We start from the raw sequence: 20,711 nt of genomic DNA, 5'->3' as shown, positions 1-20,711 counted from the left end.
ATTGTTGGTACGACTTTGTTGTCTAATTGAGCTGAATCAGCAGTTGCAGCCTTTCTACGTTACCTATGTTTAAAAACTACCTCAAAATCGCGGTCCGAAGCCTTTTTCGGCACAAGACGTATTCACTGATCAACATCCTCGGGCTTTCCGGCGGGATATGCGTTTCTACGCTCATCCTGATGTTTGTGGTGCACGAGCATAGCTTCGACAGGTTCCATAGCCGGCACAGCGATATTTATCGTGTGCTGGGCAAAGTGAAAATGGGCGATAATGAATTCCAGATGAATAGTTTTGCGGCCACTTTTGCACCGGTGCTGCGGGAAGGTGTGCCAAGGGTAGCGGACTACGTCAGGGTTTTACCGTCGTACAGGAATACCGCCATGGCGAACCCGGCGCGGAAAGACGAGGCAATCCTCGAAAAGGATATTCTGTTTGCCGATCCGTCGTTTTTCAGTGTGTTTAGTTTCCCGCTGGAAAAAGGAAACGCAGCGGACGCATTGCAAAAGCCCTTCTCGATGGTGATTTCCGAACGTGCGGCGGAGAAATATTTTGGCAATACCGATGTGATCGGAAAGGCGCTGCTGTATGAGGGCAAGCACCTCGTGCAGATTAGCGGCGTCGCCCGGAATGCACCGTCCAATTCTTCGCTGGATTTTGATTTTGTAATTTCAAGTGCCACCTATCCTAAGCTTAGCGAGGCAAACAAGCAAAACTGGGAAGCGGGGGCAGGTATTTTCAACGCCTACTTGCTTCTGGATGCCGGCGCGTCGAAAGCGAAGGTCGAGCGGGGGATTAATCAACTGGGCTCTTTGAAGGAAACCGCAGGCGAACTTAAACCGCAATACACACTCGAAAGCCTTGATGATATGCACCTCGGCGGTGCATTCACCGACTCGGGCAATAGCAAGCTGATCCCGATTTTTGCGGTTGCAGCAATCGCGGTGCTGATGCTGGCCCTATTCAACTACATGAGTCTCACCACCGCCCGGGCGACGCAACGCGCACGTGAGGTGGGCGTGCGGAAGGTCGTGGGTGCAACGCGCGCAGGGCTGGGCAGCCAGTTTTATATGGAATCGGCATTGGTGTGTGCCCTGGCGTTCGGTTTGGGACTGTTGATGGTGTTTTATCTGAGCCAGCCATTTTACACTTTGCTGGGGCTGAAAATCGATACGTCCTTTGTGATCTCTCCTTTCTTTTTGTCGTTCCTGGCGGGTTTGCTGGCCATAACCGCATTGGTGGCGGGAAGCTATCCGGCATTTGTATTGTCCGGCTTTGCGCCTTTGGAAGTGATCAAAGGCCGGTTTACGGGTAATATCGGCGGGGTAGGTGTGAGGCGCGTTTTTATTGTATTTCAGTTTGCGGTTTCCATGGCGTTGATCGTAGGAAGCCTCATTGTGCGCGAGCAGCTGGTTTTCATGCAACGGAAAGAGTTGGGGCTCAATAAGGACCAGGTACTGAGCATTCCGCTCGGTCCGTCGATGGCGGCCAACTACATTCCGTTTCGTAATGCGGTGCGGCAGCAGGCGGGTGTTCTGAACGCTACTTTTGCGAACGCTGGCCTTTTCAAGGGGTATAACATGTTTTTTATCCCAAATAAAATCACCAAAAAGGATATTTCGCTGGCACAAATGGTTGTAGACGAACAGTTTGTAAAAACGCTCGGACTTCAATGGAAAATATCGCCGCCAGCCGGTACACAACGTAGTCAAGCCTTGTTGAATGAACAGGCCGTTACTGAATTGGGCTTTAAAGGTGACCCGATCGGACAACAGATCAGGGAAGGTATGACGCTAGATGGCATCGTAAAAAACTTCGATTTTTCGGACGTGCAACATGGCGGTAAGGCGATGATGTTGTCGGTAGCGACTGATACTACCAATATGCTCCGAATGCCGGGCGCAGCTCGGGGGGTAATGTACGTACGAATGGATGCGCAGACGGATATCGCAGCCAGCGTGAAAAAGATAGGCGAGCTTTTCAAAAAGTACGACCTCGAAACTCCCTTCGAATACTACTTTCTCGACGACGCATTCAATGAAACATTCAAAAACGAAATGCGGCTCTCGGGAATGTTTTCCGTGTTTACCGTGCTGGCTATCTTCATTGCCTGCATGGGGCTTTTCGGGCTCATCACTTTTACCACCGAAACCCGGACGAAGGAAATTGGCATACGCAAAATCCTGGGCGCTTCGGCTGCGGGCATTGTCGGAATGCTTTCGCGGGAATTTGTGGTGCTGGTACTTATTTCAGGGGTAATAGCCATGCCGGCCGCCTGGTACTTCATGTCGCATTGGTTGGAAGATTTTGCGTACCGGATCAGCGTTCCATGGTGGGTGCATTTCCTGACGATCACGATGATGTTGCTCATCACGCTTCTGACAGTGGGCCTCAAAGCCGTTCATGCAGCGATGGTTAACCCGGCGGCGTCATTAAGGAATGACTAGGTAGTCACGCTAAATAGGATTATTTTACAAAACGAAGAATATTTTGTAAAATTTGTATTCAGCTTTCCTCCATCCTTAGCCACCCATTACTATGAAAAAACGACTGTCTGTTTTAGGAGTGGTCTTGTTGTCGCTGTTTTTGTTCAGCTATTCATGTCAGGATCATCAGGTTCCGGGCGAGCCTCCCTTGCTGAGTACACACGAGTTGTTCTACGATTCGCTTCATGGCAAATGTTCGTTTACTACGGAGTTGGAGGTGCTCAATATCGGCACCATTCCGGTCACCGAATACGGCGTGGTGTTCAGCGCGGTGGGTGGCGGCGACGGGCCTTTCACCGATACCCCGGTGGTTGGAACCCATTCCAAGGTTATCTTTGACATGCCGTTCTCAACAGGGGTAAAAACCAAGGTGGGACCACAGATTTGTACAAGCAATAATTACTACCGTGCCTATGCCATTTTGAGCAATGGAACGGTTGTGTACGCGCAGACGCTGCATTTTACCAATCTTTGATCCGCCGTACAGGTGTAAAGCCCGGCTGTTCGTTTTCGGACAGCCGGGCTTTTATTTTGTTGTATTATGTGTTTGATTATCAATTAATTTGATTTCTGGTATGCATTTAATGGATGAGGAGATTGAAAGTATATCATACCTGACTGCCATGTTAAAAAACTATTTCAAAATCGCCTTCCGGAATTTGTGGAAGCATAAGGTGTTTTCATTTATCAACATTATGGGTCTGACCGTCGGGATGTCAGCCTGTTTGCTGATTTCTATGTACGTCAATTTCGAGCTGACTTATGATACTTTTCACACCAAGTCGGACCGCATTTACCGGCTGGTGACCGACGTGATTACGCCTTCCGAAACTATCAATGCAGGCATTACTTCATGGGCTTTCGGGCCGACCATCAAACAGGACTTTCCCGAGGTGGAAGCTTACACGCGGGTGAACGGGGGAAGTTTCCTTGTCCGGAAAGGAGATATCAAATTTCAGGAAGAGTCTACCGTATTTGCCGATTCGTCGCTTTTCCGCATTTTCGACTTCCCATTGATCCAGGGCGATCCCAAAACGGCGCTTATAGAGCCGATGAGCATTGTTTTCACGGAGAAAGCAGCCAAAAAATATTTTGGCGACGCCGACCCGGTGGGGCAGACGCTGCTGTTGTCGGGAGAGGGGATTCCGGCGAAAGTAACCGGTGTGATGAAAGACATTCCGGAGAACTCCCTGATCAAAGGCGATATGTTCGTTTCGATGACGACTATGACACAGCGCTTGAACCGTGGTATCGACGAACAGTGGGGTAATTTCGGTGCGAAAACCTACCTGCTCCTGAAACCTGACGCCGACAGTAAAGCATTGGAAAAGAAGCTCCCCGAATACCTCGAACGCCGTGCGGGCAAGCTCATGCGTGAGTCGAAAATGTCGTATAAGCTGTTCCTCGAACCGCTGCTGGATGTGCATTTGAAGTCGGAGCGGGATGTGGATGAGAAAGGCAGCATGAGTAACGTATATGTGTTCTCGGTTATAGCGGCATTTATCTTGCTGATTGCCTGCATCAACTTCGTGAACCTCACCACGGCGCGTTCCGCAGAGCGTGCCAAGGAAGTGGGCATTCGCAAGGTGGTGGGCGCCGCCAAGGGGCTGTTGGCAAGGCAGTTTGTGAGCGAGTCGATTTTACTTTGTATGATCGCATTCGTGCTTTCCCTCGTACTTTCCGCCGCGCTGGTGCCATTGTTCCATAACCTGGCCGGCAAAGTGATCGTTTCCGACCTATTTGCCGATCCGTCATTTTTGGTATACATGCTGTTGGCGGCGGTCCTTATCGGCATTCTGGCCGGCATTTATCCGGCGTTGGTATTGTCGTCGTTTGAGCCCGTTACCGTTTTGAAAGGACGTTTTTCGACCAGTTTCAAAGGTGTTTTGCTCCGAAAAGGGCTCGTTACCGTTCAGTTTTCGATTTCGATAGCGCTCATTATCGCTACGATGATCGTGTATATCCAGATGAACTACATGCGCAACCGCGATCTCGGTTTCAGCAAGGATCAAATGCTGGTGATTAATACCGAGGGTGATCCCAAGCGGGAGGTATTCAAAGAATCGTTGCGCGGGCTTACGGGTGTAAAATCCACTGCGGCATCGTCGAGTGTTCCTGGGAGCTCGAATCCCGGCGCATATTCCGAAATCGAGAACAGAAGCGGTGAGTTGCAGGTGGCCAACCTTGACCTCTATTTCGTCGATTTCGACTATATCCGGCAATTTGGCCTGAAAATGGCGGCTGGGCGGCCATTTTCGCGAGAGTTCGGTACGGATACCACCCAGGCCATGGTCATCAATGAAGCGGCTGTGAAGCTGCTGGGCTACGCCAAACCCGAAGATGCATTGGGGCGCCGCTTCAAGCAATGGGGGCGCGAGGGCAAGATCGTCGGGGTGATCAAAGACTTCCATTTCCGTTCTTTGCAGGAAAATATCAGGCCGCTTACCATGCGCATTGAACCAGGAGGGGCAAGCCTTGTTTCAGTCCAGATTGAAGGCAACCGCTTAAAGGAAACGGTTGCCGCCGTGGAGCAGAAGTGGAAAGAAGCGATTCCGGGCAGGCCGTTCTCCTACTATTTTATGGACGAATTCTTCGACCGGCAATACCGCAGCGAAGAGCGTTTTGAGAAGTTGTTTTTCAACTTTGCAATCCTGGCGATCTTCATTTCCTGCCTTGGTTTGCTGGGGCTGGCATCTTACAGCACCATGCAACGCACGAAGGAAATAGGTGTGAGGAAGGTCATGGGCGCGTCCATCGGCAGCATTGTAGGCCTGCTTTCTATGGATTTTCTCAAACTGGTACTGATTGCATTTGTGGTTGCGTCGCCGATCGCCTATTTCGGGATGGACCGCTGGCTGGAAAACTTTGCCTACCGCACCGATATTTACTGGTGGGTATTCGTGGTTGCTGCGGCATTATCTACGGTTATCGCTTTCGTGACAGTCAGTTTTCAGAGTATCAGAGCGGCCGTCATGAACCCGGTTAAGAGCTTGCGCAGTGAATAGGCTGTGTTCCACGCCCCGTTCCAAATCGAACGGGGCGTGTCCGATAGTGAACACCGCTGATTTGTTTTGTAAAAATATAAAAAATTGATTTTCAGTTTGTTGTGATATTGCTATCGACTGGTGCATAATTTGACTGTCGGAATGGGGAATCCATCCTTCAACCCCCGAAACCGGCGCAGTTATGATATCCAGCTATCTGAAAATCGCTCTCAGGAGCCTTTGGAACAAGAAGGCTTTTGCCTCCATCAATATTTTCGGACTGGCAATCGGGTTAGCGACTTGCATGCTGATCCTCCTGTTCGTGCAACATGAACTGAGTTATGATCGCTTCAATCTCAATGCTGACCGCATATTCAGGGTTACTTTGCATGGCCGGATCGGGGGGAATGATATCAACATCGCGGGCGCGTCCGCTCCCGCGGGGCCCGCTCTGATGCACGATTACCCGGGTGTGGAGGCTTACGCGAGGCTCAGCGGTAACGGTACATTTCTTGTTAAAAACGGCGAAAAGCGCTTCCTGGAAGAGCGTGTCATTTTTACCGATTCCAACTTTTTCAATTTCTTTTCCATACCCCTTTTGAAGGGCGATGCCAACAGCGTGCTGAAAGAGCCAAAGACAGTGGTTCTGACTCGGTCCACGGCATTGAAATACTTCGGGAATGAGGATCCGATCGGTAAGAGCCTCGAAATGGGTAATAGCGGTGCGTTCCGTGTGACGGGCGTCTGCGAAGATGTGCCCTCCAATTCGCATTTCCATTATGATTTTTTCGGATCGATGAAATCTGTCACGCTGGGGGATAAATGGTTGTCGAGCGGTGCGCATACCTATGTATTGCTGCGAAAAGGCTATCCGGTTGAAAAACTTTCGGCCCAGATGCCGCAGATGGTGCGGAAGTACATCGGCCCCGAAATCCAGGAGTTCCTGGGCATGAGCTATGACGAGTACCTGCGAAAAGGGGATAAGTTCGGTTTCGGTTTGCAGCCATTGACCGACATACACCTCACCTCCAATCTCGAAAATGAGCTGGAAGGGAACAGTAATATCAAATACATCTACATATTCACGGCCATCGCAGCATTCATTCTTCTGATCGCCTGCATCAACTTTATGAACCTGTCGACCGCTGGATCGGCCGGGCGGGCGAAGGAGGTGGGCGTCCGGAAAGTAATGGGTTCCGTGCGGCAGCAGCTCATGGTGCAGTTCCTTACCGAATCGGTTTTGGTAACGTTTTTTGCGCTTCTGGTGGCCTTAATGCTTGTAGCACTGCTTTTGCCGGGTTTCAACGACCTGGCGGGCAAGCGGTTCGATCTTCGATCCATTCTGAATGCACGGACGATCGGCTATGCCCTGGCAGGGTGCTTGGTCGTGGGGGTGCTTGCGGGCAGCTATCCCGCATTTTTCCTCTCGGCTTTCAGGCCGGTGGCCGTGCTGAAAGGGAGCATTCAGGCGGGCGTAAAAAGCGGATGGCTTCGGAATACGCTGGTTACCATTCAGTTTGTGGTTTCCATCGTGATGATCATCGGCACGATGGTCGTTTACCAGCAACTTCGTTTTATCCAAAATAAAAATTTGGGATTTGATAAAGAGCAGGTGCTGATCCTGCACGATACCCATTTGCTGGGGGATAAGGCAAAGGCATTCAAAGAGCAGCTGGGAGGCCTCTCCGCGGTGAGTAGCGTGACGCTGGCCGGTTATTTGCCTGCGGGAAATTCCAACAACGGTACAGATGGTTTTCTACCGGAAAGCGCCGACAACAACATTACGCCCTATCGTTTCACGACTTACCAGGTGGACGAAGATTATCTGAAAACGCTGGGGATCGGCTTGGTTACAGGCCGGAATTTTTCGAAAACCTTTGGCAGCGATAGCGCTTCCGTGCTGATCAACGAGGCGGCAGTGAAGCAATTCGGCTGGAAAGATCCGATCGGAAAGCGCATCAGGACCATTGGTAACGGCACGCCGGAAAGCAAGCGGTTTTATACCGTGGTAGGTGTTACCAAAGATTTCCACTTCCGCTCCATGCACGAGCGCATTGCCCCGCTGGTGATGTTCTACGGAGGTGACCAGTACCAAATGGCTGTCAAGATTAAAACGAACGATATTCCCGGGGTGATCAAAACATTGGAAAAGACCTGGAAGGCAACGACGGATAATCCGTTTGCCTATTCATTTCTGGATCAACGTTTTAACAATATGTACGAATCGGAGCAGCGGGTAGGGAAGCTGTTCGGGATTTTTGCCGGGCTCGCGGTCGTGATCGCCTGCCTGGGGCTGTTCGGGCTGGCAGCTTTCACGACGATCCAGCGGACCAAAGAAATAGGGGTGCGTAAAGTACTGGGCGCTTCGGTATTGAGCATCGTATCACTGCTTTCCAAAGATTTTGTAAAACTCGTGGGGATTGCCATCGTCATAGCTTCTCCGCTGGCGTGGTATGGCATGAGCCAGTGGCTGTCGGACTTTGCCTATAAAGTCAGTATCGAATGGTGGGTATTCCTCGTTGCGGGTGTACTGGCTGTGAGCGTGGCTTTGCTGACGGTGAGTTTTCAGAGTATCAAGGCTGCTTTGGTGAATCCGGTAAAGAGTTTAAAAAGGGAATAGTGGAGGAAGGGGAGAATGGAGGAAAGGGAAGAATGGAGAATGTATGAGAATTCCCTTTCATCCCCTTTCTCCTTCCTCCCTCTCCTCCCCAAAATAATACATCATGCTAAAAAACTATCTCAAAATCATCTTCCGCAACCTTTGGAAAAATAAGGGGTATTCGGCGATCAATATTGGCGGGCTGGCGATTGGTATGGGAGTAGCTATGCTGATCGGCCTGTGGATTTATGATGAACTTTCGTACAACCGTTATTTCAAAAGTTACGACCGAATAGGGCAAATCCTGCAAAACAGGGTAGAGAATGGCGAAAAGAAAACCTGGTTTTCGCTGCCTGTACCCTTCATTGCGGAATTGAAAACGCATTATGCCGGTCATTTCAAACGCATTATTGCTTCCACTCAAACTGGCGAAAACATTCTCACGGCCGGGAACACGAAACTGTCGCGCAATGGCCAGTTTGTTGATGGAGAAGCACCCGAAATGTTCTCGCTCCGCATGTTGCGCGGTTCGTGGTCGGCGCTGGAAGACCGCCAGGGCATTATCCTCTCGCAATCGACGGCCAGGGCACTGTTCGGCGATGCCGATCCGATGAACAAAATTGTGAAGGTAGATACCGATCTCGACTTGAAAGTGACGGGCATTTATGAGGACTTTCCGCAAAACACGAAGTTCAGCGACGTCCAATTCATGGGTTCCTGGGATTATTTTCTGGAAAAGAACCGCTACATGCGCGACAAAAAGTGGGATAATCACGCGATTTCGGTATATACCGAGCTAGCCGACAATACCGATTTCAAAACCGCCAGTGAGGCTATCCGCCTTTCCGAACTGAATGCGATCCGCAAAATGGACGACATGCGGGGGGAAATTGCCACCCACCCTGAGATGTGGGTACACCCGATGAAAGATTGGCACCTGTATTCCGATTTCAAAAACGGCGCAGCGGGCGACGGACCCGTTAAATACGTCTGGATGGTTGGTCTGATCGGCTTTTTTGTGTTGTTGCTGGCTTGCATCAATTTCGTGAACCTGAGCACCGCGCGGTCGGAGAAGCGCGCGCGGGAGGTGGGCGTACGCAAGGCGATCGGTTCGATGCGCATGCAGCTGGTTGGGCAGTTTTTCAGTGAATCACTTCTGGTGGTGCTGTTATCGTTTGTGGTCGCCTTGGTGGGCGTGGTAGTGTCGCTTCCGTGGTTCAATAACCTGGCTGCGAAGCAGATGGTTATTCCTTGGACTAATGCCTACTTCTGGGTTTGCAGCCTGGGTTTTGTGCTTCTTACGTCGGTGCTGGCGGGTGGCTATCCAGCCATTTACCTTACTTCTTTCCAACCGGTGAAGGTGCTCAAAGGCTCCGCGGGGTCATTGCGTACGCATTTCGGGCGTTTTGCCTACACGCCGCGGCAGGTGCTGGTGGTGTTGCAGTTCACTATTTCCGTCACATTGATCATCTGCACCAGCATGGTTTACCGGCAAATCAAATTCGCCAAGGAGCGGCCGGTAGGCTACTCGCGCGACGGACTGCTGATGGTACCGATGAAAACGACCGATTTTTACGGAAAAACCGACATTATACGCACCGAATTAAAGAATACCGGCATGGTGGAGGAAGTAGCCGAATCGCAAAGCCCGATTACCGGTGTGTGGTCGTCCAACGAAGGTTTCAGCTGGAAAGGAATGCCGGAGGGTTTTGTAGAAACATTTGCCACGCTGACCGTCTCGCCGGAATATGCCAAAACTGCCGGCTGGCAGTTCGTCGGTGGGCGCAATTTTTCGAAGGATTTCGCTTCGGATTCGTCGGGCTTCGTCATTAATGAATCGGCGGCACATTTGCTGGGCGTTACCGACCCGGTCGGAATGGTGGTTTCCTGGAAAAGCCAATGGATGACCGACAACATCCGCAAGCAGTTCACCGTCCTCGGAGTTGTGAAGGATATGGTCATGGAATCGCCGTTCGCACCCGTGAAACCGACCGTTTTCTTCCTGTTCGGTTCTCCCAACTGGATCAATATCAAACTAAGCGCGAATATAAGTCCGGCAGCGGCTTTGCCTGCTATTGAAAACGTGTTCAGGAAGCTGGTACCGGCGGCGCCGTTCGAATACAAGTTTGCCAGCCAGGAGTACGACGCCAAATTCCGGACCGAAGAGCGGATCGGCAAGCTCGCCGGATTTTTCGCCTCGCTGGCAGTCCTGATCAGTTGCCTCGGGTTGTTCGGGCTGGCCTCATTCACGGCCGAGCAGCGTACCAAGGAAATAGGCATTCGCAAAGTACTGGGAGCGTCGGTAGCGGCATTGTGGGGCATGCTTTCCAAAGATTTTGTTTTGCTGGTGGCTGTTGCGAGCCTTATCGCTATGCCGCTGGCCTGGTATTCCATGAGCGCGTGGCTGCAAAACTATCAATACCGCACCGAAATCAGTTGGTGGATATTTGCCCTTGCAGGCGCAGGGGCGCTCGTACTCACGCTCGCGACGGTCAGTTATCATGCGATTAAAGCGGCGTTGACAAATCCTGTAATGAGTTTGAAAAGGGAGTAGAGGAGTAAAGGAGTAAAGGGAGTAAAGGGAGGAAGGGAAGGAAAGGGAGGATGGATTTGTCCCCTTCCTCCCTTTCCTCCATCCTCCCTCTCCTCCCGAAAAAATAGAAGTATGATCAACACATCTGTAAAATTCACATTTCGGAGCCTGGCAAAGCATAAGGTTTATGCCGGTATCAATCTCATTGGCCTGGCCGTGGGGATGGCCGGTGCCATTGTGTTGTTCCAACTGGTGAAGTACCACCTCGGTGTGGACCGCTACCATGCCCATGCCGACAGGACCTACCGCGTGGTGGTGGACCTGCACCTGGAAGATGGTTCCGTGGAGCAGGAGCGGGGCTCGGCTTATGTTTTGCATGAAACGTTGAAAAAGGAATTCAGCTACGTCCAGGACGCCGCTTACCTGGCGCATAAGGAGCTGACTACCCGGGTCGATCACGGAGGGACTTCACGCAAGTTCATGGAAAAAGATCATCTGGCTTTTACAAACCCGGATTTCTTTAAAATATTTGATTATAAGTGGATTAGTGGCAGTGCTTCGGCGATGGCTGCGCCCAACCAGGCTGTGGTGACGGAACGGTATGCCCGGAAATATTTCGGAAACGGAAATGCCATGGGGAAGGTAATCCGCGCCAATAACCGTGAAAACCTTGTGATCGCAGGCATTGTGGCCGATTACCCCGATCAAACTAATTTCAGGCAGGATATTTTCGTTTCACTGCCTACGCTAAAAAAGATTGTCCCGGAATATGGCTACGAAGACTGGGGCTGGATCGAAAGCGGTCGCGAAACTTACATAACGCTTCGCTCGCCTGAGGATAAGGCTGCATTTGAAGCACAAATGCCGGCGTTCGCCAACAAGTATTACGGCGCCGACGGCAAGGTTTTCCATTACCATTTGCAGGATTTGTCCGATGTGCATTTCAATGTGGCCTATGGCGGGAAAATCAAGTACGACACCATTATCGTATTGGGGACGGTGGGTGTATTGCTTGTTCTCATCGCCTGTTTCAACTTCATTAACCTTTCGACAGCCCAGGCGTTCAAGCGCAGCAAGGAAGTGGGAGTAAGAAAAGTGCTGGGCGTTTCGCAGGCGCAGGTTTTCTGGCTTTTTATACAAGAAACAGCATTGCTAACCTTTGCCGCAGGCGTCATTTCCCTGGTACTCGCATGGGTTTTTGCACCGATGCTTAGCCAATGGCTGGATTTAAACGTGCGCATAGACATTCTGGGTGACCCTCAACTGCTGGCTTTCTGGGTGGCGTTGTTGCTGTTCGTGGTAGTGTTGGCAGGCGTTTATCCCGCATTTTTGATTTCAAGGTTTAACCCGGTGAAAGCCATTAAGGGAGTGTTGAAGGAAAATAGCCGAAGCTTTTTTTCGGTCAGAAAAGGGTTGGTAGTGACACAATTCAGCATTTCATTCGTCCTTATCGCAGTATCGACGCTCATCATCCTGCAATCCGAATTTCTGAAAAACAAAGACCTCGGAATGGATAAGGACCTGATCCTGCACATGAATTTGCCCGAAACTGAAACCAGCAAATTGACGGCCCTGCGCAACGAACTGTCGGCATTGCCCGAGGTTATCGATTTGTCGTTTTTCAGAAGCGCCCCGTCGGTTCAGATTAGCGGTGGCGGAACGATCAAATTTGAAAACCGCGACTGGGAGAAATTCGTAGCCCGGTCGAGGGCTGCGGACGACCATTTTGTAAAAACCTACGGATTGAGACTCGTTGCGGGCCGTGTTCCGGTGCATTCGGATACGCTCAACGAGCTGCTGATCAACCGGAAACTCGTGCGGTCATTAGGATTGAAATCGCCCGAAGCGGCGTTGAACCGCCAGCTGCATGTGGGCGACGCGGGCAAAACCGGTACCATCGTGGGGGTTTTGTCCGATTTCAACAACGGCGACCTCTACACGGGCATCGAGCCGACGATCGTATTTGCCGATCAGGCGCGCTACCGCAGGGCCGGGGTGAAGCTGAGCCGCATGAATGCGTCGACCATCAGCCGGATCGGTGCCGTTTGGCAGAAGCAGTTTCCCGAAAATGTATTTGAGTACAGTTTCTATGACGAGGAGATCGCGAAGTTCTACCAACGCGAAGAACTCGCGACGCGCCTGACGACCACTTTTGCATTGCTGTCGGTGTGTCTGTCGTGCCTTGGGCTGTTTGGGTTGGCCATTTTCGCCATCGAGCAGCGTACCAAGGAAATAGGAGTGCGGAAGGTGCTCGGCGCTTCCGTAGCCGGCATTACGGCTATGCTGTCGATGGATTTCCTGAAACTGGTGCTCGTCGCGATCGTGATCGCCAGCCCGGTTGCATGGTATTTCATGCATCGCTGGTTGCAGGATTTCGCCTACCGGATCGACATCCATTGGGGCATTTTCGCCTGGGCAGGTTTCCTGGCAGCCGGTATTGCTTTGCTGACGGTCGGTTTCCAGAGTGTCAGGGCGGCGCTGGTGAATCCTGTTAAGTCGTTACGGGCCGAGTAGCGACTTCGGCCAGACCATGGACGATGGACGATCGACCATGGATTTGTTAATGAATGATTAACTCAAAACAATGGTCTATGGTCGGCGGTCCATGGTCAAAATAAGCACCAATGTTCAAAAACTATCTAAAAATCGCATGGCGTAGCCTGATCAAGGATCGGCAATTTACGCTGCTCAATCTGCTGGGCCTTTCTACGGGGCTGGCTTGTACGCTGCTGATTTATCTTTGGGTGATCGACGAACTGCGGGTAGACAAGCACAATGCCAAGGATGCGCATTTGTTCCAGATCATGGTGAACCAGCCGCAGGAGGATGGTATCAAGACAGGAGAGCATACGCCGGGTCTGCTGGCGGACGCATTGAAAGCGGAGATGCCGGAGGTGGAGTTGGCGACGACGGTGGTGCCCGCAGAATGGTTTTCGAACAAAGGTGTGGTGTCGGTCGGAGAAACTCAGTTGAAGGCCGGGGGACAGTTTGTAAGCCGCGATTATTTCGATGTTTTTACCTGCCCGTTCACGCAGGGTGATGCGAGCGCTCTGACAGGCGACAAGAACACGCTGGCGCTGTCGGAAGAGATGGCCGAAAAGCTTTTTGGTACCGGGCAGAATGTGGTTGGAAAGACTGTGAAATGGGACGAAGGGCAGTTCAGCGGGCTTTACCGTGTGGGTGGTGTATTTAAAAGCAATCCACGCAACGCGAGCAACCAATTCGATATTCTCTTCAATTTTGAGCAGTTCAAGGCGCGGCGGCCTGGCATGGAAAACTGGGGCAACAGCGATCCGAACACATTTGTAATCCTTAAAAGCGGCGCAGACCTGACGTCGTTCAATGAGAAGATCCGCCATTTTCTGAAAACCAAGAATAAGGACAACGATTTCCAGCTTTTCGCGATTCGCTATTCCGATAAACACCTCCACGGGCAATTCGAAAACGGCGTGCAGGCGGGTGGGCGCATTACGTACGTGAGGCTGTTTTCGGTGATCGCGGTATTCATTCTGGTGATCGCTTGTATCAATTTCATGAACCTCTCCACGGCCAAAGCTTCGGGCCGCATGAAGGAAGTGGGGATCAAAAAAGTGGTGGGAGCATTGCGCAGCTCGCTGGTCGTGCAGCATTTGAGTGAATCGCTGATGCTCACGTTTGTTTCATTATTCGTCGCGGTGGGCATGGTCATGCTCCTGTTGCCGGAGTTTAATAGCATTACCGGCAAGCAAATTACGCTTTCACCGGACCCGACACTGATTTTCGCAGCATTGGCCATTACGCTGGTCACCGGGCTTTTGGCGGGAAGCTATCCTGCATTGTATTTGTCGGGTTTCGATCCGGTTTCTGTTTTGAAAGGCAGGCTGAAAAACACTGCGGGAGAATTGCTCGTGCGGAGAGGGTTGGTCGTGTTCCAGTTTGCAGTGTCGGTGATCTTCATCGTTTCGGTGATCGTCGTGTACCGGCAAATCCAGTTTATCCAGAACCGGAACCTGGGCTATAACCGCGACCACCTGATTCATTTTGAAATACCACTTGAAATGGACTCGCTGAAATTGAAAGCGGCAGAAGGATTTCTGGGTGAAGTGAAAAACACCCCCGGCGTCGTGAATGCTTCGAGCTATTACCACAACCTCACCGGCAAGCACGGTGCAATCTCCGGTTTCGAATGGCCGGGTAAGCCTGCCGGGACGGATATTGAGTTCTCGAACCTGGAAGTGGGTTATAATTTCATGGAAACAGTGGGTATGACGCTGCGCGAGGGCCGGTTTTTCTCCCAGAATCAGAATGCGCGCAACGAAATCATATTCAATGAGTCGGCTATTAAAAGCATGGGCCTCAAAGACCCTGTCGGCAAGACGGTGAAATTCTGGGGTATGGAGCGGCAGATTGTCGGCGTGGTGAAGGATTTTAATTTCGAATCGCTGTATGAGCCTGTGAAACCCTGTTTTTTCCAGATGTACCCCATTATGCCTAATGTGATGGTGAAAATTCAAAGTGGCGCCGAGGAGCAAACGATTGCCCGTCTGCGCAAGCTTTTCCAGGATCATCACAAGGGGCTGGTATTCGACTACCAGTTTTTGGACGAGAATTATAAGGCTCTGTACGCCTCGGAGCGGCGGGTAGGGGTGCTTTCACGCTATTTTGCCGGGCTGGCGATTGTGATTTCCTGCCTCGGGCTTTTCGGGTTGGCCGCATTTACGGCCCAGCGCAGGCAGAAAGAGATCGGTATCCGCAAGGTGGTGGGCGCCTCGGTGAGCAACGTGGTGCTGATGCTTTCCATGGATTTCGTCAAACTACTCGCGATCGCATTGCTCATTGCATTCCCGCTGGTAGGCTGGGTAATGTACCAATGGCTGGCCAATTTCGCATTCCGTATTGACCTCGATGCAGGAATTTTCCTAATCGCTGCCGCAGGTCTTGCACTCGTCACGCTCGCGACGGTAGGTTTTCAGGCGGTGAAGGCGGCGTTGGTGAATCCTGTAACGAGTTTGAAAAGGGAATGATGGAGGAAAGGGAGGAAGGGAGGAAGCGGTTTGTAAACTTCTCCCACTTTCATCCTCCCCTTTCTCCATCCTCCTTTCCTCCCCAAAAAAATACGATCATGTTTAAAAACTATCTAAAAATCGCGTTCCGTAACCTTGTCAAAAGCAAGGGCTACTCGGCTATTAACATCGGTGGATTGGCTGTGGGAATGGCTGTGGCCATACTGATAGGCCTTTGGGTTTATGACGAATTCGCGTTTAACCGCTATCACGCCAACTACGACCGCATTGCGAAGGTAGTAGAACGGGGTGTTTTTGACGGGAAAACCTATGACGGCGGTGAGCATACCTCGTACCCGTTGGGACAATATCTTCAAGAGCACCATAAGGACGATTTCGAATATGTGATTCAGTCGTCCTGGACGGATGAGCACATTTTAGCATACAAGGACAACAAGTTTACCAAAACTGGCGCGTACATGAGCGCGGGGGCACCGCATTTGTTCTCGCTGCAAATGCGCAGGGGCTCGCGCGATGGCCTCAAAGAACGCAATTCGATATTGATCTCGGAATCGGTCGCAGAAGCATTGTTCGGCAAGGAAAACCCGATGGACAAGATCGTGAAGCTGGATAACCAGTTTGATATGAAAGTGACGGGTGTTTATGAGGACCTGCCTTACAATACGGAATTCCGTGAATTGACTTTCGTCGCGCCCTGGGATTTGTACGTCGCGTCGCAGAATTGGGTGCGTGATGCGCGGGATAAGGAGCAATGGAACAACAATTCCTGGCAGTTGTTGACGCAAATCCGGCCCAACTCCACTTTCGAAGGGGTTACGGAGAGAATCAGGAATATCAAAATGGAACACACGCCGGAAGCACGGTTTTTGAAACCCCAAAACTACCTGCTGCCGATGTCGAAATGGCATTTATACGGCACCTGGGATGATGCCGGGCAAGCGGATGGGCGCATTCGTTACGTGTGGCTTTTTTCGATTATCGGGGCATTTGTGTTGCTGCTCGCGTCGATCAATTTTATGAATCTCAGCACGGCACGTTCCGAAAAACGGGCGAAAGAGGTCGGTATCCGAAAGGCAATCGGTTCGATTAGAGGACAGCTGATCAACCAGTTTTTCAGCGAGTCGTTTATGGTGGTGTTTCTGGCATTTGTGCTCGCGATCCTGATAGTGGTGCTTGCACTGCCGTCGTTCAACGAAATTGCCGACAAGCGGATCGGGTTCCCATGGGCAAATGGCTACTTCTGGCTGGCAGGATTTGCATTCTGTTTCTTCACGGGGTTGTTGTCGGGCAGTTACCCGGCATTGTACCTGTCATCGTTTCAGCCGGTGAAGGTTTTGAAAGGGACATTCAATGCGGGCCGGTTTGCGGCAGTGCCTCGTAAGGTGTTGGTCGTGTTGCAGTTCACGGTGTCTGTGACGCTCATCATCGGCACGGCTATTGTTTACAAACAGATCCAATATGCCAAGGACCGGCCGGTCGGCTACGACCGGAACGGACTCATTACCGTCGAAATGAACACGCCCGAATTGTACAGTCAGTATAACCGGATTCGCGGGGCATTGCAGGAAACCGGTGCAGTGGAGGAAATGGCTACGTCTTCGTCGCCATCCACATTCCTGGGCTCCAACAATGGCGGTTTCAGCTGGCCGGGCAAAGATCCTAACCTGCACGATAACTTTGGTACCATCGGTGTCTCCCATGATTTTGGCAAAGCCGTAGGCTGGCAGTTCATCGGTGGCCGCGATTTCTCCCGCCAATTCTCCACCGATTCTTTGGGGATGGTGATGAATGAATCTGCGATGAAGTATATGGGTTTCCGGCAACCGTCGGATATTGTGGGCCAAACGGTGAAATGGGGTGATAACCCTCACAAGGTAGTGGGTGTGATCCGTGATATGGTGATGGGCTCGCCGTTCAGCCCGGTACGTCCGACATTATTTATGGTTAATTACGGATGGGCGAACTTTATCAGCATCAAACTTAAACCGGGGCTTCCGCTGAGGCAATCGCTCGCGAAAGTGGCGGCAGTTTTTCGGGAGGTAAATCCCGGTGCGCCATTCGATTACAAATTCACCGATGAAGAATATGCCCGGAAGTTCGCGGCCGAAGAGCGCATTGCCACGCTGGCAACGGTGTTTGCCGGGCTGGCGATCTTTATCAGCTGTCTCGGATTGTTTGGCCTCGCATCGTTCACCGCAGAACAGCGGACGAAGGAAATTGGTGTGCGTAAAGTGCTGGGTGCTTCGGTATCCAATCTTTGGGCATTACTATCCCGCGAATTTGTACTGCTGGTTATCATCTCGCTCCTGATTTCAACGCCTACGGCATGGTATTTCCTGAACGGCTGGCTTCAAAAATATGAGTACCGAACCGAAATCCCATGGTGGATTTTCGCGGCAGCGGGAGGCGGAGCGTTGCTGGTCACGCTGGCAACGGTAAGTTACCAGGCAATCAGGGCCGCGCTGTTGGATCCTGTTAAATCGTTAAGGTCGGAATGAGGAAAATGGGAGGAAAGGAGGAAAGGGAGGATGGAGGAAGGGGAGGATGAGCTTTTTTTTACCCTTTCCTTCCTCCCTTTTCTCCATCCTCCTTCCTCCCAATTAAAAAAACAATGCTAAAAAACTACCTGAAAATCGCCTTTCGTAACCTCTTGAACAACAAGGGGTATACTGCTATCAATGTGTTCGGACTGGGGCTGGGGCTGGCGACTTGCCTGTTGATTGTGCTGTATGTTTCCGATGAGTTGCGTTTTGATAAACATCATCGGTCGGCCGACCGGCTTTTCCGCATTGCGATGGAAGCCCGGAATGAAAAATGGGCGGGCACGCCCGGGCCGTTGGCGGCGGGCCTCCAATCCGACTTCCCGGAAGTGGAATCGGTGGCGCGGGTACTGAAATTTTCGGGCATGGACCGTATGCTGCTCGAAAACCGTAATGGCGGGCAGACCACCACGCGTTTCTATGAAAACAATGGCTATTATGCCGATTCGACGCTGTTTGACGTATTAACCTACGATTTCAAATATGGGAATGCCCGCCAGGCGCTCAGTAGGCCTAATACCCTGATCCTTTCCGAGCAGGTAGCTGAAAAGTTGTTCGGAAGCGTCGATCCGGTGGGTAAGGTCATCCGCGTCGGGCTGACGTTCGGTGATTTTGACTATACCGTTACGGGTGTTTACCGTAACAATCAAAAATCGCATATCGATGCCCGCTTCTTATTATCCATGCAAAATGGCGATATGGGCGGCTGGGTTACAAGCCAGAACAACTGGGCAATGAACAATATTTTTCATACCTACGTGAAACTCCGCGAAGGCACCGACCCCGCTGCATTTGAATCCAAGCTAACCCCATTCCTGAACCGGCACGGTGCGGCGGACCTGAAAGCGCTGGGCATTTCCAAGGAGCTGTTCATGCAGCCGGTGACCGATATTTACCTGAAATCCAACATCGGGAACGAGATCGCCCCGAATGGCAGCATGACCTACCTGTACATTTTTGGTTCTATTGCGGTGTTTCTGCTGCTCATTGCCTGCATCAATTTCATGAACCTCAGCACCGCACGCTCCGAAAAACGTGCAAAGGAAGTAGGCGTGCGGAAAGTCCTGGGGGCTGTCAGGCATTCGCTGATGTACCAATTTCTGGGCGAGTCGATGATGCTGGCCGTCGTGGCCCTTGCGATTGCCGTGCTCGTGGTGCAGCTGCTTTTACCGTACTTCAACAATTTGACAGGCAAAAACCTGGATATGTTTGTGCATCCGGCGTTTCTATACTGGATGGCAGGAATTACCCTGTTCACAGGGCTTGTGGCGGGGCTTTATCCGGCCTTCTATCTGTCGTCGTTCAGGCCGGTGAGCGTACTCAAAGGCCGGCTGGTGAACATCACCTCGGCTGTATTGCTTCGAAAAGGACTGGTCGTGTTCCAGTTTACAGTATCCATTGTCCTCATTCTGGGAGCGATCGTGATCGGGCAGCAATTATCGTTTCTGCAAAATCAGAACCTGGGTTTTGACAAGGAACAGAAACTGGTAGTACCGTTCAGAAATGCGAAAGCGACGGCCCATTACAATACATTCAGAGAGGAAGTGCTGCGCATTCCTGGTGTGGAGAGCGCTACGAGCGGATCGGTGTATCCGGGCATTGAGAATATTGAAGACCTGCTTTTTTATGCAGAAAACAAGACTGTTCATGACGCCGTCGACATTCATTTCGCAACCGTCGGCGACGATTACGTTGAAGCCCTGGGCCTGAAAATGGCCGCCGGGCGTTCGTTTACCAAAGCATTCAGCGGCGATTCCAGCAGCATTATCCTGAACGAAACGGCCGTCCGGGAGCTGGGTTACAACGTGGCATCGGTAATCGGTAAAAATGTGTTTTTCGAGCTGGCAGGGAAGCGCCGGAGTTTGCAGGTAGTGGGTGTAGTGAAGGATTTCAACTTCCGCAGCCTGCATGAAGGGATTAAACCTTATGCGCTTACTACCAGCATTACCGATAAATACCAGTATTTCATTGCCAATGTAAAAACGCAGGACTACGCCCATGTAGTGGCATCGGTGGAAGCTACCTGGAAGAAGCTGAACCCTGATATCCCATTCATCTATTCATTCCTCGATCAGGATTTTCAGAAGAATTACGAAAAAGAGCACCTAACGGGCAGCATCGTGCTGTACTTCACTTGCATTGCGGTGGTGATTGCCTGCTTGGGCTTGTTCGGGATGGCGGCATTTTCGGCAGAGCGGCGGACGAAGGAAATAGGCGTCCGAAAGGTGCTGGGAGCGTCGGTAGGCAGCATTGTGGGTATGCTTTCGGGTGAGTTTCTCGTGCTCGTATGCGTCGCGCTCGTGATCGCCACGCCCGTTGCGTGGTGGGGTATGCGGGAGTGGTTGCAGGGGTTTGCCTACCAGGTAGGCATTCAATGGTGGATTTTCCCGGTTACGGGGCTTCTCGCAATACTTGTGGCATTGTTGACGGTCGGTTTCCAGAGTGTGAAAGCGGCCTTGATGGATCCGGTGAAATCGTTGAAAAGGGAATAAGGAGGATGGAGGAAAGGGACCACAAGTGTCCCTCCCCTTCTTCCCCTTCCTCCTTCTTCCCTTTCCTCCTTCCGTCC

General features: G+C 51.4%; 9 protein-coding genes. All 9 read left to right on the top strand.

The genetic code is table 11. From position 1 onward, the window contains the following. The first annotated feature begins 65 nt into the window (after nucleotides 1-65). The 9 genes from J2Y43_RS03505 (at nucleotide 66) to J2Y43_RS03465 (ending at nucleotide 20,634) form a co-directional block, all read left to right on the top strand. The gene (locus J2Y43_RS03505; RefSeq protein ID WP_309981240.1) at nucleotides 66-2,444 is read left to right on the top strand and encodes an FtsX-like permease family protein; all 2,379 of its coding nucleotides are present in this window, start codon (nucleotides 66-68) and stop codon (nucleotides 2,442-2,444) included. Nucleotides 2,445-2,535: 91 nt separating this feature from the next. After that, nucleotides 2,536-2,958 (top strand): hypothetical protein, encoded by a 423-nt coding sequence (locus J2Y43_RS03500; protein WP_309981241.1) that lies wholly within the window; start codon nucleotides 2,536-2,538, stop codon nucleotides 2,956-2,958. A gap of 148 nt (nucleotides 2,959-3,106) precedes the next feature. Continuing rightward, entirely contained in the window at nucleotides 3,107-5,488 is a 2,382-nt protein-coding gene (locus J2Y43_RS03495; RefSeq protein ID WP_309981242.1) for an ABC transporter permease, read from the top strand. 181 nt (nucleotides 5,489-5,669) lie between these two features. Further along, nucleotides 5,670-8,087 (top strand): ABC transporter permease, encoded by a 2,418-nt coding sequence (locus J2Y43_RS03490; protein ID WP_309981243.1) that lies wholly within the window; start codon nucleotides 5,670-5,672, stop codon nucleotides 8,085-8,087. Between the two features lie 103 nt (nucleotides 8,088-8,190). Beyond that, nucleotides 8,191-10,620: an ABC transporter permease gene (locus J2Y43_RS03485; RefSeq protein ID WP_309981244.1), complete on the top strand. Its 2,430-nt coding sequence runs from the start codon at nucleotides 8,191-8,193 to the stop codon at nucleotides 10,618-10,620. Nucleotides 10,621-10,731: 111 nt separating this feature from the next. Next, nucleotides 10,732-13,113, top strand: a complete 2,382-nt coding sequence (locus tag J2Y43_RS03480; protein WP_309981245.1) for an FtsX-like permease family protein — start codon at nucleotides 10,732-10,734, stop codon at nucleotides 13,111-13,113. 110 nt (nucleotides 13,114-13,223) lie between these two features. Then, nucleotides 13,224-15,602, top strand: coding sequence for an ABC transporter permease (locus J2Y43_RS03475; RefSeq protein WP_309981246.1), 2,379 nt, complete (start codon nucleotides 13,224-13,226; stop codon nucleotides 15,600-15,602). Nucleotides 15,603-15,700: 98 nt separating this feature from the next. After that, the gene (locus J2Y43_RS03470) at nucleotides 15,701-18,100 is read left to right on the top strand and encodes an FtsX-like permease family protein (protein ID WP_309981247.1); all 2,400 of its coding nucleotides are present in this window, start codon (nucleotides 15,701-15,703) and stop codon (nucleotides 18,098-18,100) included. Between the two features lie 113 nt (nucleotides 18,101-18,213). Continuing rightward, on the top strand, nucleotides 18,214-20,634 hold the full coding sequence (locus J2Y43_RS03465) for an ABC transporter permease (protein WP_309981248.1): 2,421 nt from the start codon (nucleotides 18,214-18,216) through the stop codon (nucleotides 20,632-20,634). Nucleotides 20,635-20,711 lie beyond the last annotated feature (77 nt).

The sequence above is a fragment of the Dyadobacter sp. BE31 genome (assembly GCF_031457695.1).
Taxonomy (GTDB): Bacteria; Bacteroidota; Bacteroidia; order Cytophagales; family Spirosomataceae; genus Dyadobacter.
This window is presented reverse-complemented; position numbering and strand designations above follow the sequence as displayed.

What these genes read in the sequence shown, in the direction of transcription:
- J2Y43_RS03505 (WP_309981240.1), top strand. Translation starts at nt 66, where the DNA reads ATGTTTAAAAACTACCTCAAAATCGCGGTCCGAAGCCTTTTTCGGCAC.
- J2Y43_RS03500 (WP_309981241.1), top strand. Translation starts at nt 2,536, where the DNA reads ATGAAAAAACGACTGTCTGTTTTAGGAGTGGTCTTGTTGTCGCTGTTT.
- J2Y43_RS03495 (WP_309981242.1), top strand. Translation starts at nt 3,107, where the DNA reads ATGTTAAAAAACTATTTCAAAATCGCCTTCCGGAATTTGTGGAAGCAT.
- J2Y43_RS03490 (WP_309981243.1), top strand. Translation starts at nt 5,670, where the DNA reads ATGATATCCAGCTATCTGAAAATCGCTCTCAGGAGCCTTTGGAACAAG.
- J2Y43_RS03485 (WP_309981244.1), top strand. Translation starts at nt 8,191, where the DNA reads ATGCTAAAAAACTATCTCAAAATCATCTTCCGCAACCTTTGGAAAAAT.
- J2Y43_RS03480 (WP_309981245.1), top strand. Translation starts at nt 10,732, where the DNA reads ATGATCAACACATCTGTAAAATTCACATTTCGGAGCCTGGCAAAGCAT.
- J2Y43_RS03475 (WP_309981246.1), top strand. Translation starts at nt 13,224, where the DNA reads ATGTTCAAAAACTATCTAAAAATCGCATGGCGTAGCCTGATCAAGGAT.
- J2Y43_RS03470 (WP_309981247.1), top strand. Translation starts at nt 15,701, where the DNA reads ATGTTTAAAAACTATCTAAAAATCGCGTTCCGTAACCTTGTCAAAAGC.
- J2Y43_RS03465 (WP_309981248.1), top strand. Translation starts at nt 18,214, where the DNA reads ATGCTAAAAAACTACCTGAAAATCGCCTTTCGTAACCTCTTGAACAAC.